Below are 16,043 nucleotides of genomic sequence, written 5' to 3'. Positions count from 1 at the left end.
AGAAACAACAAGGGCCAGATCATTTGATCTGGCCCTTTTCTTTGTACCCAATCTTGAGCGGCCTGATTACTTCATCATTTTCAGCCAGAAAATGCGGCGCAACCAGGCTTTCTCGTCGGCATTGTTGAACTGCGCGAGACTCTGACCTCGTTCTTCGCCGCTCAACTTCATGAAAACGCGGTACCAGACATACCATAGGGGCGCAATGATAAAAGCAACGATCACGATGAACGTAATAATATGTCCGATGATGTGCATTGCTCCACCCTCCTAGTTGCTGCCTGCGGCAAACACGGTGCCGTCTTTGCTAAGCGTGTAACGCTGTGAACTATAGGTGGGCGTAATACTACCACTTGCTTCGGCCATGCCGTTAGTAGCGTTTCTCACCATGCTCGTTTCACTACCCCAATTTTCCTGCGCACTGAGGGTTTGCACAAAAAATTGGCGTTGCGTTCCAGTGGGTTCTTTCACGGAGCGCTCAGATATGGAGGTCATCGCGCCATCATTACCCACCGTGTAATACGTTCTCGCGCCACCTAGTGCTGTATTGCTCCCCTCTCGCTGGTAGAGCGCTTGCCAATCCGATGAACCTTTCGGCTGGAATATCCCGACCACCTGCATCCCGGGAATCGGGTGCGAGCTGAATTGTCCTTCCATACCAGGATCGCTCATGTTCAATTTCGCGATTTCTCCGAAGGGTGTTGATAGCGTCCGAGGGTTGCCGGTCTGTCCATCAAGGCCTTCACTGGTCCCGGGGTGTGGAATGCCCTCAAACATATTTTCAACATGCCCGAACAGTCCAGTGGCATCACCCGCTTTCAAATCCTTGTTCCCAATGGTATTGGCAACGTTATTGTTGCCCACGAAATCGACATCTCTATCACCATTGCCCAGTATGGCCTTCTGGTCATTCATGAAACCCTGATATCGCCCGACTTCTGCCATTGCCTTAAGCTCGGCGGCGCTTTCAGAGGGTGTCAGACTTTGGCCCGCATCGTGTTGCATGATGGCTTCGTCGCGCTGGATATTGGCTGGCAAATTCATATGACTGGCACTTTGCCTGTCGCCCTGCAGCGCTCCTGGTACATCAGTTTCCAAATACCCGTTACCCGTAGAATATGCAGCGAGCCGACTTTGCTCGCTAGCTAAACGATTCAAGTCCTTTTTAGAGAAGGCATCAGCTTGCTTGTACTCAGCAGCGTCATCTGGGGTATGGCTGGTAGTCGTTGTCGTAGCAGACACACCAAAGGTGTCCGTTTCACCGGCCCGAGCGGTGCGGTCATACTGCTTCACCTGGCCCATCATGTCTTGATACTGATTGTCACTGATAAGCCCATATTGGTGGAACGCTTCTACGGCCTTCGCATAAGCTTCGGACGCTCTACCTAGTTTTTCAGCCCTTTGCTGAGTAGCCGTCGTGTGTCCGGCACCCACATGGGTATTTGTACTAGTCTTGAGCCCGTCGCCATGACCCTGGCTCGCTGTATCAGTACTTTGCGCTCCGACATTAGCGCCTACGCCGGCGCTTGGACCGCTCCCTCCACTACCACCAGCACTAATACCCGCATGAGCTGAAATCCCGGTCTGAACGCTATTGCTCGACCCTGTGCTTGCTTGAGTTGTCGCCTCTGCCGTATGCGCAAGTTGCCTGAGTCTTCGGTATTCTTGTTGGTCACTGGCTGACTGGCCGTACTGAAGAACACCATCTGCCGTTTGCCGACCTGTCGTGCCATCCCGCCAGTTATGCAGGGCCTGACTCATCAATGCCAGGCCACCATTAATTCTCGAATAGTCACTCGTCAGTGATTGAGCTGACAGCGACGATTCCTCTCTATTACCTGCAGTCGTCTGCGTCGTCCTTGTGACGCCACCCAGGCCGACATTTCCTTCCATGGCCATAGCGCCACTGAAATCCTGTTTGACGACATCGGCACCGAAGCCCTCATTCGCGACAACCCCGCTGCTACCAAAAGCAGCACTCCGCGTGATGTCGTACTTATTCATGCTGGTGTTGTCGATCGACTCCTGCCCCAAAGACAGGTTGCCGCTGGCCATGCTGTTGCCGGCCTGAACAGCAGCACTCTTGGACGAGGCCGCTTCCAGAAAGCCGGTAAACGCCATCGACCCTGACTTCACCAGTGAGAACAGAATCATGGGCGTCAGCGTAGCCAGAAAACCCGCTACCAGAATGTAATTGTTCGCTGCCTGGTTAAGTACCGTGTGCGACTCGATCGACCATGTCCCCATGTTCGTCATGACTTCGGTACTCGAATTCTGCTCGAAGAGGGCCATGATGTAGTTGAGGATCGAGAACGCGGGTTGCCAGAGGGCGAGCCAGACCAGGATCTGGAAATACGACATGGCCATCATGCCGCCGAGCCGCGGAATGAACATACCGATGATGATGAAGGGTGCGAGGCCAACCACGAAGGCGTACAGCACCACGTAGAACATCGGTCCGATCTTGGCGAACAACTGGCTGGCGGCCCACCAGGAGGACTGCTGCTGTCGGTAGGCTTCCTGCAGGTTCACCGAGTTGACGATAGGAGAACCGCCTGTCTGCGCGGCCGAATAGGCAAACCCACCTCGCGTCAGATCCATCATGGCCGACTGAATGACCAATGACTGTGCCGATGGGGAACCCGTATTGTTAGTGAGCCAGTTGAACCCGTTGGTAATGGCGCTTGAGTACAGCGTTGCTGCAGCACCGCTTGCACCGTAGACCTGATACGCCTGCCCCATTGTTTGCGTCAGGATATTGGGGTAATCGTTGTTGATCGCGGTCTTGATGTCGTTGTAAGCCGTATAACAGGTCACATTGGACGGTGACGGTGTCGCCAAATAATCTCGAGTCAGCAAGGCCTGCGAATCCGCCGCACCGAGTGCAGTAATTAAAGGCGGATAGGTGGTGGATCCCGGGGAAGCCAGACCTATGTCCTGCGGCAGAATCGTGTGGTTGGCGATCGCCGGCACCACACAATCGTTGAAGTAGTCGTTGAATGTGCTGCGCAGCGGGATGTCGTTGATCACCGGGGTATTGAGTGCGTTGACCACGGCCGCAGACATGTTGAACAGACCGCCATTGGAGAGCTCGAGCGCACTAAACCCAGGCAGCGTGAAATCCTGCTCAGTTTCCTGCTCCAAGAAGTAGCCGATCTCCGAAATCATGACCGCAGGCAAGCCAACGATCGCCGGCACGTTCTGCACGACGTTCACATAGTTCGAAGCCTGGTCGTCGATCTGGACATCGATCGTGATGTCGTAGGCCATGTAACTGACGAACGCGATCAATAGCACCGAGCCCGCGATACGGTGCGCCTGTCCTCGAATCATCGAAGAGGTGGCGTTGACCAGAAAACCGACCACGGCTACGAACAGCAACAGGTCCTGGTAGCCCTGCTGCGTCACCATGACCTGAATCGAGTTGAGCAACCCGTAGAGTGCCGGTCCTGCGCCGATGGTATACAGCGTCCAGACGGATTGGCCGGGTCCTGTCGAAGTAGGTCCCGGCACATTGGTGGCGGCAAAAACTACGATAGGCAGGAGAGCCACAGCACCGATCAATAGGCCCAGAGTCCATCGGATAAGTCTCGATAAGGTTTTCATCGACGCTTGCTCCGTTTTTTTTCGCTACGTGATTTCGGTGCAGGCAGGCCAGGCGCAGCCCAGCGCATGGCACGCATCAAAACAAGCCCGTACAGAACCCAGAAGCCGCTGAGCGATTCGGCCATGGCCGCAGCGAGCGGTGAAACCGCCTTTGCGTGCACGATGACCCAAAAGATCGCCAGAAGGACCGAAAGCCAGGTCATGGCGATCTCGAATCGGTACGTGCTAAGCCATCTCTGTTGCTCAGACCGATCGTTAAAACGTACCCATTTCCAGCCCAACAGAGGTCGACCCTGGTTCAGCCATTTGTGCGGGAATAGCGCTCTCACCAACGTCGTGATGTACGGTGTGGCGTCGGGTTCTTGCTGCTGCTCGCTCATAAACTGCCCCCCTTTCATCGGTATGAGGCGCTCATCAGCCCTTGGGCATAAACGCGCTGCAGAATGGCTTGGTTGACTTGCTTCACACTCTGGATGATCTGTTCCTCGTGCTGGTAAAGCTGATCGACGTTCTTGAAATTTTGTTGAATCGTGACGTGAAGCTCGCGCTCGGACTTACTGAACGCTCGATATAAGCCTCTTGGTATACACAAGGTTTTGCCGTCACTGCCCTTGGACATGGTGGTCAGAATATGGCGCAAGTATGCGAGCGCCAGGATGGTCCCAAGGGCCTCAGCGTTGTCCGAAATAATCTGAGCGGACACCGATGGATACACCGCTGCGATATTCAGCGCCTTGTAGAGCGGGAACGGCGAGATATTGATGAGCTGGATAACCGATTTGGCAATAGGCAGGTCGTTTTTTATGTCGTAGACCCCTTCGGCCAGCGTATTGAGCACGTCGTACTCAAACCCCGTGGTGCCGATTACGGGTGTATTTGAAAATGCGATGCTGTCCAGGTTACTCAGTGGCCAAGCTTTCACGTTGGCGCATCCCGAATAACTTTGAGTACCAGCCGTTGTACAACCCGTGGTCTGGCCAGGGGCACATTCAGGTAGATACGCAGACGTCTGGTTTATCTGCCCTGTGTCGGTTGCGCAGTAAAGTAACTGCAGTCCACCGCCGGTCGTGCCTGTGCCGTATTGCTTGTTGCAGGCGTTTTGAATGCCCGTCAATACGGAATACATCTGGGCGCCCGAGGAGCCGCCCAGGCTGGCTATATAGGTCGGCGTAGTCCAGCTAGAAGGATCCGTGCCGCACATAAAGACGTGCACCAGCTGGTCCGCATTGATGGTCGGCTCATGAAATCCGTATACGCCACTGGGATTGGTCGTCGTGGCCTTATTCCAGCTGCTGGTGCCCATGTACGACATCAGCAGAATCGAAAGGTAGGGCTCGTCCTGCCAGGCACTCACGTTATTCAGGAGAGCCCAGGTCGTGTTCCCGGAGCCGTAGACGCTCTGCATGGCCACGCATTCATTCGCTGTCGTCGGCGACGTCGAACCACTGCCGGTGCCAAAGGCGTTGCTCCACACATTCTTGAGGTAGGTCGCTGTTGCCGATCCGCCGTTGCAGGTTGTTTGCTGTGCGGCAAACACGTCCGTGCTGTTGTTGGTGGCCGCGGCCAGATTGATGCATTTATTGTTGGTGGCGGACAGCGCCGTATTCGCCATATCCTGCGCGATCGCCATCCCCATATGGCATCCGTTGATTGCCAGGGCGCTAGCCTTCTGTAACCAGTCCTCGATCTTGGTAATCCACTGCTCACACTGCGGGCACAGCGAACCCACAGCCGCCAGGAACAGTCCCGCAACAACGCCTTGTGAAATTTGTTGGAGGACTGCTTGTATCTGCTGACCATTCACGAAGCTCAAAGCACCACTGAATGCACTGATGCCAGAGCAACCTACATTTAACGAAGGCGGGACGAAGCTGAATAGATTGACGGTGTGCTGGGGTGAAAAATTCAGCCGGTAAGAACCGCCGGTGATGGTGGTATACATTTTCCCGGAAAAAACGCCGCCTGTTGTCGTAGAGCTCGATGTTCCGCCCAACAAGGTATTGAACGCGTTGGTCAGCTCACCGGATGCGTGTACTTGCTGACTACACAGAGCAAGTGATAAAAACGCCGCCGCAACTCTTAATACAACCCGCCTCATTGCCCCGCTCCTCCACTTTGTACGCCGTCAGCAAGCCCTTTCTCCTGAGCCAGTTTCATGACTTCGGCTCCACTGATCGTTTGTCGCTTGAAATCCACGGGCGTCGTGCCGCCCACGGACTTTTCGAGGCCAGCCTTGGCGGCCGTTTCCGCGGCCTCAAAGAATTGCCGCGTACGTGATTCGATCGTTGTTTCAGAGCTGATCCCCGTCGATACACGCAACCAGGACTTGGTCGTGGGGACATAGATGAAAAGCGTAGGCACGATCCTCACGCGCAGGCGTTCGGCCGGCGCAATGGTCTCTGGGGCAGTGCCGCAGTGTTTGAAGCCTGGCAGGCACTCACCATCGAGTGAGGCGTCCCAGATCGGCAGCCCTGTATGACGGGCAACCCGCTGCACCGTGGGCGCCATGGCATGGCAGTACGTGCAGTCGGAGCGCGAAAAGTAGACAAAGAACGCGTGCATCTTGTGCAGGACGTGCCAGACCACATTGTTGTGTGTGTGCTGCGCTTCGGACGCCATGCGCAGACCAAACGCAGACAGCGGCGCAGTCACTGAAGGATTGAGCGAGGGAAACTGTTGCATGTTGTACGTCCACATCTGCGTGAACAGGATGGCCTCGTTGGTCATCCACCGCATGTACTTCTGAAACTGGTAAACGGCGTTCTGATCGCCCGGGTTCATGACCGCTGCCTCGCGCAAGGCGTCGCGTTCTTTTGCCTGCAGCGCGAAGCTGCCATGTGGGTTTACAAACCCGCAGCCGAGGCTCCAGCTCTTTGCGTGATGGCAGGCCTCTTCCTGAGCTGTCTGCGCCTGTGCCGCGGAAGGCACGGCAGGGGGCGTAGGTTTGGGCTTCGCCCGCACCGGGCTATCAAACCCCCACCACCAACCACATTCGCCGGGTGAGTCGCAACGCTTGGCCGCTTGTGCTCCGAGCAGCTGGGCGTCAAGCAGGGCGTTACTTGCGGGAGAGCCTACGGTCGGACCTGCGTGGGCTGCCGGCACCCAGGCCAGCAAACCGACGGCCAGCGCCAGCCCTACCACCATCAATTCGCCGCCGGCGCCGCGAACCAGGCGTAGGGAGTGTCTCCGGACCGGGGTAAGGATCGGTACGCCCATGGGGGTCAGCAGGTCGGCAATGACGTGAAGCAGACCACCCAGCGCATAGCCCAGCACCACATAGCCGGGTAAGGAGAAGCGCACGGCGAGCCAGGCGCTAAAGCCAGCAAGGAGTAACCAGAGTGGAAGCCAGTGCGTGATCGTACGGTGTGGAATGAGGCGCATACCCAAGAGCTCACCCTCCAGATGATCGGGCGACCGCGCCCCGGCCAAGCATCCAAGTAGAAGAGCAACGCTATCAGGCAGACCTGCGGTCGATGCGATGGCGGCTGCGGCACCGAGGCCGGAACCAAGTGCGATCAGGTAATGACTGCTGCCACGCATAAGGTGACCTGTAGCAATGGTATTATATGCAAGAATGGTATTATACCATTGCGTCGACAGTCCACGCCCAGGACGCAAAAAACCCTCACATCAATGGATGTAAGGGTTTGGGATTTTCTCAAAACGGCGGCAAATCATTAAACGGGTCGCCATCATCACCAGCCGGGACTGGTTGGCGCGATTGCGCAGACTCGGCTTGCTTACCTTGCGACGCCGTCCTTCCCGCGCTATTTCCTTGTGGCTTACCTCCCAACATCTTAAGTTCGGACGCAATGATTTCAGTCGTGTAGCGATCCTGCCCGTCCTGGCCCTGCCATTTGCGTGTCCGCAGGCTACCTTCCACGTAGACCTGTGAGCCTTTTTTCAAGTGCTCACCGGCAATTTCGGCCAGGCGGTTGAAGAAACAGACCCGATGCCACTCAGTGCGCTCTTTCGAATCACCGGATTCCTTGTCCTTCCACCTGTCAGTAGTGGCCACTGTAATGTTGGTGACGGCGCCACCGTTAGGCATGTAACGTACTTCGGGGTCACCCCCGAGGTGACCGATCAGCTGTACCTTGTTGAGACTGGACATGTATTGGCTCCTATGCGCGAGGTCAGAATGATTGATACGGGTCGCCTCGCAATCGCCCGTAATGGCATTGCAGGGCGCGGTGAGATAAGGCATGGATCATGAAAAGCCCGCCAAGGCAAAAGCGCCAAGGCGGGTACGTGGTGTTACGCGGAACCCAGATGCAGAGCGAGGACGTTATCGACAGCGGTCGCGTCCTCAACCGAGCAGACGGGCAATGACCACCTGAACGTGGTGGATAAAGGTTTCTTGAGCGACGAGCCGCCTAACTTCAGGAAGTCGTTGCTCCACTGGTGGAGTGACCGCGTCGAGTAGGTCACTCCTATCTCCGCGGCCTCGAACTGCCGGCGTACTTCAGCGGCAACCTTGACCATGGATTTTGCTACCGTGGGATCCAGGCTCGGACAGACGCCATTCAAGATGGACAACTCCTCAGTTTCAGAGAGATAGCCAATCCGTGCAGAACGGAAGCGGTCAAGAAAACCACCGTGCTGTTTCTTCGCGCCGGCAAACTGGCGGTTTCGATCGCCGATACCACCCGTGTTACTGGTGACCGCAATGCGGAACTCAGGCCGAGGCCTGAGATATTTCTCCTTGATACCAACGCCATCTGGAACCGGAATCGGCCGATCGTCGAGGACCGCATTCAAAGCCGCGGCCTCATCCGGCGAGAGTAGGTCGACCTCATCAATCAAGAGGATGCCGCCACGAGCCGCAGCTAGGAGGAGTGGACCTGGATCGAACTTCATATCGCCTTTGTCCAGGGTAACTTTGCCGACCAGTCCGCCGGATTCGGCAGAACCACCTGCGGAGAAGTGAAACACCTCCCAACCCGCCTTCGCCGCCAGCTCGAAGACGAAGCTTGATTTTCCGGCACCCTGCGGACCGTACAGGGAGAGGTTCTTCCCTTTCGGCCCACTGCCTTCTAGCCAAGACATCCCGAGAAACAGGAGGTCTTCCCGGAATAAGTAGTGGTCGGTGGCAGCGGGTGTGAACTCACCAGGATTGAGGCCCGGAAAATCTTTTTTTGCATTGAGTCCAAACACCGTCAGCGGAATTAGACGCCGCGTAGGCTCGATACTGATAGTCATGCAAGCTCTCCTGATGCCGGAACAAACCTCCGGTCGGTCGAGCGGAATCGCTCAACAGTCATTGCATGACACAGGAGTACAAGCAGGGCTTAAGTGCGAGGGATCTTAAATGCCGACGTGAAACGGCCAGCTCGATGCGCCTCTCGAAGAGAAGGCAGATCCACGAACGCGTGATGCACAAAATGGGCGGCAGGGTATCGGTCCAGGTCGAACATCAACGCGACCTCCCAGGGGTACAGCAGGTCGCAGCCGCCCCCGGCGAACACGATAGCGTACTGGTGGAACGCTGCGCTCCCGTGCAGCGAGCCCACGATCGAGACGCAACAACCGACTTCGCCCTTGCGGAACTCACCGCCACTGCCACGCGCGACTATCCGGGTGCCCGGGTGGATGTCGCCGACCCAATCGTGGTCATCCGCCGGCATGGCGGGTTGAGGAAACGGTATGACCTTGGCGGTCATCCGGCGGCGACACCACTACTCTCGCCAGTTTCACCCTGAGGGTGCAGCTGCCCTCCGTGCGAGACGGATAGGCCGATACGCTGTGCGATTGAGTTGAAGCGCTTGGAGCCAAACAGACGACGTCGCTCGAGCGGATTGCCCAGCGAAGGGATAGCCTTCTGTGCCAGAAATGCGAAATCGCCAATATGCAGGTCGCCGTTTCGCTGGCGGTAGTTCGACCAGAAAAGGCCCAGCAGGATGTGCGTAACCGCAGATTGCTCGTCGTCGCCACTCAATGCCTCGAGTGCGTCCGTGGTTGGCTCCGCGAAGGCCACAACACGCTCGATACCGTTAGACGCTATGACATCCGCCATTGCGCGCACTTCTGGCCGTCGCGAAAAGATCACCCAGACGTGTTGGCGATATGTGGGATTGTTCAACAAGCGGCCGAGTTCAAACACGAAGGCCTCTCTGACCTGGCCTCGTACTTCCGAGTGGATATAGTCGACCAAGCGAACGTCTTGACCGGAGTCTTTGGCCTTGGTGCAGACATGAAATGCAGCAGAGCCTGGCGCGGTCGCCACAACCAGCCTGGAGCCCGGCCGTGAGTTGAGGAGTGCAAGAGCGTGGTGAATCTCCCCTGCCGCCATGCCGTCACCGTGTAACAGAAACAGGAAAGGGGCTTGGGTTTCTTCTGTCATCTGTCGCTCTCCTTGAACCGCAGTAGCCATGACCGCTGCGATCGATAATGATGCCTCGCCCGGTCGCCGGAGTGCACTTCCATAACGGTGCATGCGACCTGCTCGGCTGCCGGTGATATGGGCCTCGACCGGCTTAGCCCCACGGCACGTCCCCCGTGGTGGGAAAACGAATATATGACCGGATGGTATTATACTATTCGTGAACTCGCAAATGCCGGCGGCACTGCTTTAACCTCTCTCGTTCAGCAATACCGTTGCAGACAATATTGCTGCATACCAGCCCTGTGTCGGGCAAGTGGGAGAGCATGAGCGCGCAACTGACATCACACCGTACTTTAATCTCGGTCAGGCCTGATGGCTATGTCGACGGCGCCAGTATTGCGGGCGTTGACGACAAGTTCTTCCGGGCCGAAGCTAGATTGTACGGATTAAGCGTTCACGAAGTCGAACGCAACTTCGCCAAGGATGTTGTCTTCACATACCTTAGCGAAGCCGACCGAGCGCGGTTATCGAACAATTAAGTTCGTCACTGTAGCTGCACTGCTTCACACAAAAGCCTGGAGGATTACTCCAGGCTTTTTTAGTGGCAAGCGAACCGTGTCGTCGCTAACCGCCTTTCGCCGGGAAAGTCGGCATTGTTGTAGGACTGGGCGAACTCGCGGCGTCCCAGCACCACCATTCATTCACGCCATAGATCCGATTGTAGTAATCCACTTTCTCCGCCTTGCGGGCCATGTAAGCCTCGTCCGTCCGACCAAACACCTCCATCGGTGCGGCCGTGTTTCCGGTGTCTATGAGTTCGAAATCAGGCAGCACGGTATCGGCGTGCGCGTCATAACGCAGTGGTTTTCTAAAAGCGCGGTGCTGGTGCACGAGCTCCTCGACGACGTGGGCCTCATGCCTTGAATCGACGGGTATCCATTGAACGGATACTGGCATCAGCGCCAGGTCCAGCACGTGTGAAACGACCCGTTTTTGTGAGGGTAGCCACTGCGGGGTATCGACCAGGGCGATCGCCACAACATCGAGGTTCCCACCTGCTTTCCAAGCGGCCATCGCAGCCGGGAATCTCTGGATGATATGACGCCAGTACTCAGGCTTAACCTGTAGGGGCGGGATGCCAGAAAAGAACTTCAGCGGGATAACCCCATCCTCACAGGCCGCGCGTTCCTCGGTGAACCCAGCCAGAGGTGCAATCACGATAATGCGGCGTCGCTCGCGGCGTGCGCGATTACAGACTTGCCGGTTGGCTTCTTCCCCGTGGTCTTGGCGTGTTCCCAGCAAAAGGACGTCGCCGAGCGTCATGCGACTCACCGTGATTTCCGCCGCGGCGGACCTTAGCCAGTAGTTGAGCGCATCGACGCTACGGTGTTTCCAGGTGGGGTACCAGTGATTGAGCCGGGCACGTTCCCATAGAAGGTGGAGCAGACCGAGCAACGACATCTGGGGTTGCTGTGGTCGACGGGGCTGCATAGCGTGGTTGGATTTTTGTACACCCGTGGCGCTAATGTCCGTACGGGGTTCCCTTGGCGTCAGGCCATTACCAAGACGCACGCTCACGCGTCCGTCTTTCTCGTCCTTGATCACGCCCTTTTCATAGCTGCCACGGCCATTACTTTCGGCCCGAGCCCCGTAGTGACGGCAATCGAGTGCGTGGTGTTCACCTGTGCCTGGGTAACGGCGAAGGTGACAGCGATCTGAGTCGCCTACGCGCTGGGGCGATAAACGTCGTTCACCGCGGCCTCGGCACAGGCAGTGAATTTCTGCCTTGGCAGCGCGGGCGCGCAACAGGAGAGGCTGCCACTTCCCTTGATTATCCAGCTCGATCTGCACGTCAGGTCGATAGACCTTGATCTCGTCGCCGTACTTTATCTGGATCGAATGCGGGATAACGTCCATCGAGTTCACATAGGAGTTATGTCTCGGCCATTAGCATTCACGACGCGTGCAGGTTACGTCTAGTGCAGATTACCACTAAATTCGGATACGCTTTAGGGCCAGGTCCTCCGAAATCACCCAGCGCAAAATTACATCGGGTTTGAATTTCCCTGAAACAACGCTGGATTTGATGTTCTTGTGGCCCAGCGCGTCGATGGCGTCGTAATGGTCCAGGGCTCTAATCAACCGTTCGTCCAGACTCTGCCAGCTCCACCGAAAATAGATAAGGAGTGGCAGGAAGAATAAAGAACCTAACAGTGCGGCGGTTACGAAGGTGGCCGGCAGCACCAGGAGAGCAGTAAGACGGTGACCAGGTGAATAATGAGCAAATGCAAGAACTTTCAGGTACAGGCTGGGATCATAAATTGCCATGATCGCCAGACCTATCACTAGCGTGGAGAATCCCAAGATAAGCGCGGTCAAATATGTACTTTCTAGGGCCGCTGCTTTATTCAGCGCACCGAGCGAGAAAGTCGCCAAGGGGTTTTTCATTTTGATCCTTGCATGGTGTTCGGCCCGACGAGCCAGCAGGCCACACAAGGCGCCGATTCTTTTTAGCCGTCTCCGGTTCTTCCGAATACGGGCTGGTGTCCAGTGGGTGTTGCCGTACCCCGGATTTGTCGCGCTCATGGAATTCGCTACCTCCTTGGGTATTCCGCCCAACTTTCTTGCATGCACGGTTCGGCATGCTTGCTACGCATCCGCGTTGACGCCAGTACTTCTCATATCGGGCAGTTATTGCGCGACCCGAACCGGTCCGCCAGGCGTGGGTTTCTCGGTCTGATTGGCCACGGTGCCCCGCAAGAGCGACATGACCTCGCCCGCGCTGAGCCAGGGCGCATTCTTCTGCAATTGTCGCATCAGCAGCGTACTGACGTGGTAAGCATCTGGTAGCTCAACCGGTACCGCGCAACTCATCCCTTTGCGCCAAACCTTGATGAAGATCTTTTCGACCTGGTGGTCGATCGAAAAGCCCTTGTCCTTGTCGGGCCCGTGGCTTTTGAACTCGCAGGCTTTCATCAGGCCAAGGAATATCGCAGCGACAATCGGCAACTCGTTGCGCGTAAGCTGAATGATGATTTTGTTCGTCCAGTTGTACTGGCGCACGCCAGTGGCCTTCGCTGCATGGATCTGCAGCGTCGCAACGCCGTCCTTGCGTTCGCTCCCGCGCGTCTCATCTTCCTCGAAGCACAACGCAGCACTGCCGCCATAGACGTGCATCGACAGACCATACTCCTTGCGACCCTCGTCGGCCGAGGTAGAGAGCGGCGCGTCAGGTTCCGTAGGAGACTCTGTGCGGCACGGCGCGCCGGTAGACACAGGCGGCGGCACGACTGCGGTCGTGGCGCGCTCAACCGGCTGCTGTGAGGGCCGAGCTTGAGCCGGCTTTGAGGAAGGCGCAGCCGCTGGTGGTACCCCAGCCTGCAAGCGGACACCGATCGCTTCCATCACGCGCTTCATGTAGGTCTTGGCGTTTGTGCTGTCACTGGCCTTCAGCGCCGCCTCATCCAGCCGCTCGGGCTGGGTGAGTGCGCGGGCGTGATCGAGTTGCGCCTGGGAAATTTCCTTGAACCCTGCCAACCCGATATACCAGTTGAACTGCTCGAGGGACAACGACTCGACGTCGGCCATGAATAAACCCTCCAGATGCCTCAACATGTAGCAGTATGATAGCCTAAATGGGCCCGAACCACCACATAATGAACCATGATGAAGCCAGTATGCCCGACAAGAAATCACCACTGAAACACCGTAACCCACCCGGAGACGGCATTTATCTGACAGATCCGCGGTTGCGCAAGTTACTCGCCGCTGGCGTGGTTCCTGTGGTCCGCAGGGTCAATAGATCGATGGCGCCCGGCCGTTACGCGGATTTGACCAAGCACCCAAACGCATGGACCATTGAGCTCGAGGTCGACGGGCAACCCCGAAAGGTGTGCTCTCAGCGCAACCACGTGCGCGAATGGACCGATCTGACACGCGTGGAAACCCAGATGAGACTTTGGGGATTTCGGCACTGGCGCGTACACAATGAGGTTGATTCGATCCAGCAGGCGCTCAAGGATGAGCTGGATGTCATCCGGGCCCCAATCCGTGCGCGGGCGGCGGCGAGAAAGGCGGAGAGAGAAGCAGAAAAGGCAAAACCAAGAGGCAAAAGCAAAAAACCTTAGCCAGATTCTAGGTCCTTTCTTGTGCTGATCCTTAATTGGGTTGCTCCAAAAATCAACCACTACCTGGAGAAGCGTGCCCAACAAAAGCAGGGTACGCATCACCCTCACTGATACATCAAAACAAAAAGACCGGCAGCTTTGCCGGTCTTTTTTTGCGCTCCACATCCCACCGCTCACTGAATCCTGAACTGATTGACCAGCGTCTGCAGCTCGGCCGAGAGCCGGGCGAGGTCTTCGCTAGCGGTGGTTGTCTGCTGCGCGCCTGCAGCCGTCTGCTGCGTTCCCTGACTGATGTTGGTGACGTTGCGGTTGATTTCCTCGGCCACGGACGACTGCTCCTCTGCAGCGCTCGCGATCAATGCATTCATGTCGTTGATCTTCGTGACGGCCTGAGCAATCGTGTTCAATGAGACGCCCGCAGCCTGTGCCTGGTCCACACTGGCCTGAGCGCGCTTGTGGCCGGAATCCATAGCGGCCACGGCCTGCTTGGAACCGCCCTGCAGGCGCTCGATCATCGCGCGGATCTCTTCGGTCGAATCCTGGGTGCGTTTCGCCAGCGTCCTGACCTCATCTGCAACCACAGCAAACCCTCTGCCCTGCTCGCCGGCCCTGGCGGCTTCGATCGCAGCATTGAGCGCGAGGAGGTTGGTTTGTTCGGAGATGCCGTTGATCACCTCGAGGACCCGCCCGATCTCTACGCTGTCCCGCTCTACGGTGCGAATGACCTCGGCGGCCTGCTCCACCTCGCCGGCGACTTGCTGGATGCTGCCGATCGAGTGCTCGACCACCTGTCGGCCCTCTTTCGTGGCATGGTCCGCTTCCTGAGCTGCCCGTGACGCGTCGCTGGCGTTTCGAGCCACTTCCTGCACGGTGGCTGACATCTCGTTGATGGCCGTGGCCACCTGGTCAGTTTCGGATTGCTGGTTGATAACGTGACGCCCGGTTTCCTCGCTGGTGGCCGACAGCTCCTCGGCAGCCGCTGCCAGCTGGGCAGTCGACCCGGCGACCTGGCTGACCACATTCTGGATGCGCGCGACGAACTTGTTGAAGGCATCCGCCAGATGATCGAGCTCATCGCGGCCTTGTGAGGCCATGCGCCGGGTCAGGTCGCCCTCGCCCTGGGCGATATCCTCCATCGTCTCGACCGTGCTACGCAGCCGGGTCCGCATGCTCATGACCGCGGTGGTGACGAGGGCCGAGCCAACGATGAGCGCGAGCGCCAGCAAGCTCAGGCTGACGATATTGGAAAGGCGCATGTCATGGGCTACTCGTCGGCTGGCCTTGCTGACATCCTGCTGTGCCATCGAGTTCAGTTGGGACAGTTGGTCGTCGATCTTTTCGGACAAGGGGTAGGCCCGGGTCACCAGGACGCTCATCGCGCCGGCGAACTGGAATGACTTGAGCTTTTTGACGATATCTTCGTACTCCGCCCGGTTTTCCTCCCAGAGCTGACCCATCGCATTCAGCTGAGTCGCAATACGAGGATCAACCCGTGACATCGCCACGGCCTCTTCATAGTCCGACTGGGCATGCACAAGGTGCTGCGACGCGGCCTTGGAGAACTTGCCCTTGAGGCTCTCCCCCATCAACTGCTTCGCCACGTCCGGCTCGACGCCGCCGATCGTGGTGAGATTCATGTTGAGAACATTGTCGCGGATCGCGACGCCGGCGCGCAGGGTCGCCGCGTTCATCCGTTGTAGGGCATTGAGCAGCATGTGCTCCTGCCGGCTGGCCTGGATATCCTGGCCAACGACGTGCCCGAACCAGATGGGGGCGACGACCGCGGCGATCGCAAACAGCGCGGCGACGATGATGCTGCCCAGGATGCGGGCTGTGATGGTGCGTGGTCCAAGGCTCATATCATCCTCCAAGACGGTTCTTATGCGCGGTCCGTCCAGGCTTCGACTGAACGGCCGCATTTATGGGTGCGATGCCCATTAGTGCGTGCGGACGATCGACACCTTGTAATTTATCGTTATCGGCAC

The 16,043-nt window shown here is 57.3% G+C and carries 15 protein-coding genes; 2 read left to right on the top strand and 13 right to left on the bottom strand.

Features of this window, described 5'->3' with window-relative positions; genetic code table 11:
* Positions 1-66: 66 nt before the first annotated feature.
* From BJI67_RS16135 to BJI67_RS16095, 9 genes are all read right to left on the bottom strand, one after another.
* The gene (locus BJI67_RS16135; RefSeq protein ID WP_070074291.1) at positions 67-258 is read right to left on the bottom strand and encodes a hypothetical protein; all 192 of its coding nucleotides are present in this window, start codon (positions 256-258) and stop codon (positions 67-69) included.
* 12 nt (positions 259-270) lie between these two features.
* Positions 271-3,606 carry a conjugal transfer protein TraG N-terminal domain-containing protein gene (locus BJI67_RS16130; protein WP_070074290.1) on the bottom strand — a complete coding sequence of 1,112 codons (3,336 nt, stop codon included), beginning with the start codon at positions 3,604-3,606 and terminating at the stop codon, positions 271-273.
* Positions 3,603-3,986 (bottom strand): hypothetical protein, encoded by a 384-nt coding sequence (locus BJI67_RS16125; RefSeq protein WP_156782256.1) that lies wholly within the window; start codon positions 3,984-3,986, stop codon positions 3,603-3,605. Before BJI67_RS16125 ends, BJI67_RS16130 begins: the two co-directional genes overlap by 4 nt.
* 14 nt (positions 3,987-4,000) lie before the next feature.
* Positions 4,001-5,704 (bottom strand): conjugal transfer protein TraH, encoded by a 1,704-nt coding sequence (locus tag BJI67_RS16120; protein ID WP_083251037.1) that lies wholly within the window; start codon positions 5,702-5,704, stop codon positions 4,001-4,003.
* Positions 5,701-7,146, bottom strand: a complete 1,446-nt coding sequence (gene traF, locus BJI67_RS16115; RefSeq protein WP_070074287.1) for a conjugal transfer protein TraF — start codon at positions 7,144-7,146, stop codon at positions 5,701-5,703. The genes BJI67_RS16120 and traF overlap by 4 nt, the downstream gene beginning before the upstream one ends.
* A 118-nt stretch (positions 7,147-7,264) precedes the next feature.
* Entirely contained in the window at positions 7,265-7,720 is a 456-nt protein-coding gene (gene ssb / locus BJI67_RS16110) for a single-stranded DNA-binding protein (protein WP_070074371.1), read from the bottom strand.
* 143 nt (positions 7,721-7,863) lie between these two features.
* A complete protein-coding gene (locus tag BJI67_RS16105) occupies positions 7,864-8,808 on the bottom strand; it encodes an AAA family ATPase (RefSeq protein ID WP_070074286.1) in 945 nt (314 codons plus the stop codon).
* Positions 8,809-8,897: 89 nt separating this feature from the next.
* Positions 8,898-9,269, bottom strand: coding sequence for a hypothetical protein (locus BJI67_RS16100; protein WP_070074285.1), 372 nt, complete (start codon positions 9,267-9,269; stop codon positions 8,898-8,900).
* Positions 9,266-9,949 carry a hypothetical protein gene (locus BJI67_RS16095; protein WP_156782255.1) on the bottom strand — a complete coding sequence of 228 codons (684 nt, stop codon included), beginning with the start codon at positions 9,947-9,949 and terminating at the stop codon, positions 9,266-9,268. Before BJI67_RS16095 ends, BJI67_RS16100 begins: the two co-directional genes overlap by 4 nt.
* A 305-nt stretch (positions 9,950-10,254) precedes the next feature.
* Here BJI67_RS16095 and BJI67_RS16090 point away from each other — a divergent pair, with 305 nt between their 5' ends.
* Entirely contained in the window at positions 10,255-10,470 is a 216-nt protein-coding gene (locus BJI67_RS16090) for a hypothetical protein (RefSeq protein WP_156782254.1), read from the top strand.
* Positions 10,471-10,555: 85 nt separating this feature from the next.
* Here BJI67_RS16090 and BJI67_RS16085 read toward each other — a convergent pair whose 3' ends face one another.
* The 3 genes from BJI67_RS16085 to BJI67_RS16075 all read right to left on the bottom strand — a co-directional run bounded on the left by BJI67_RS16085 (position 10,556) and on the right by BJI67_RS16075 (position 13,519).
* A complete protein-coding gene (locus BJI67_RS16085; protein ID WP_070074282.1) occupies positions 10,556-11,848 on the bottom strand; it encodes a DUF1173 family protein in 1,293 nt (430 codons plus the stop codon).
* A 75-nt stretch (positions 11,849-11,923) separates the two neighbouring features.
* Entirely contained in the window at positions 11,924-12,517 is a 594-nt protein-coding gene (locus BJI67_RS16080) for a hypothetical protein (protein ID WP_156782253.1), read from the bottom strand.
* A gap of 105 nt (positions 12,518-12,622) precedes the next feature.
* Positions 12,623-13,519, bottom strand: coding sequence for a hypothetical protein (locus tag BJI67_RS16075; protein ID WP_197513429.1), 897 nt, complete (start codon positions 13,517-13,519; stop codon positions 12,623-12,625).
* A gap of 68 nt (positions 13,520-13,587) precedes the next feature.
* Between BJI67_RS16075 and BJI67_RS17640 the strand changes: the two genes are divergently transcribed.
* Complete coding sequence (locus BJI67_RS17640; RefSeq protein WP_156782252.1) at positions 13,588-14,058, top strand: hypothetical protein; 471 nt, start codon at positions 13,588-13,590, stop codon at positions 14,056-14,058.
* A gap of 173 nt (positions 14,059-14,231) precedes the next feature.
* On the opposite strand, the gene BJI67_RS16065 is transcribed toward BJI67_RS17640, so the two are convergent.
* Complete coding sequence (locus tag BJI67_RS16065; protein ID WP_231940962.1) at positions 14,232-15,929, bottom strand: methyl-accepting chemotaxis protein; 1,698 nt, start codon at positions 15,927-15,929, stop codon at positions 14,232-14,234.
* Positions 15,930-16,043: the final 114 nt, after the last annotated feature.

Origin of the sequence: Acidihalobacter aeolianus, from assembly GCF_001753165.1 — a bacterium.
GTDB classification, from domain to species: domain Bacteria; phylum Pseudomonadota; class Gammaproteobacteria; order DSM-5130; family Acidihalobacteraceae; genus Acidihalobacter; species Acidihalobacter aeolianus.
The sequence above is the reverse complement of the archived record's forward strand: the minus strand, read 5'-3'. Positions and strand labels throughout refer to the sequence as shown.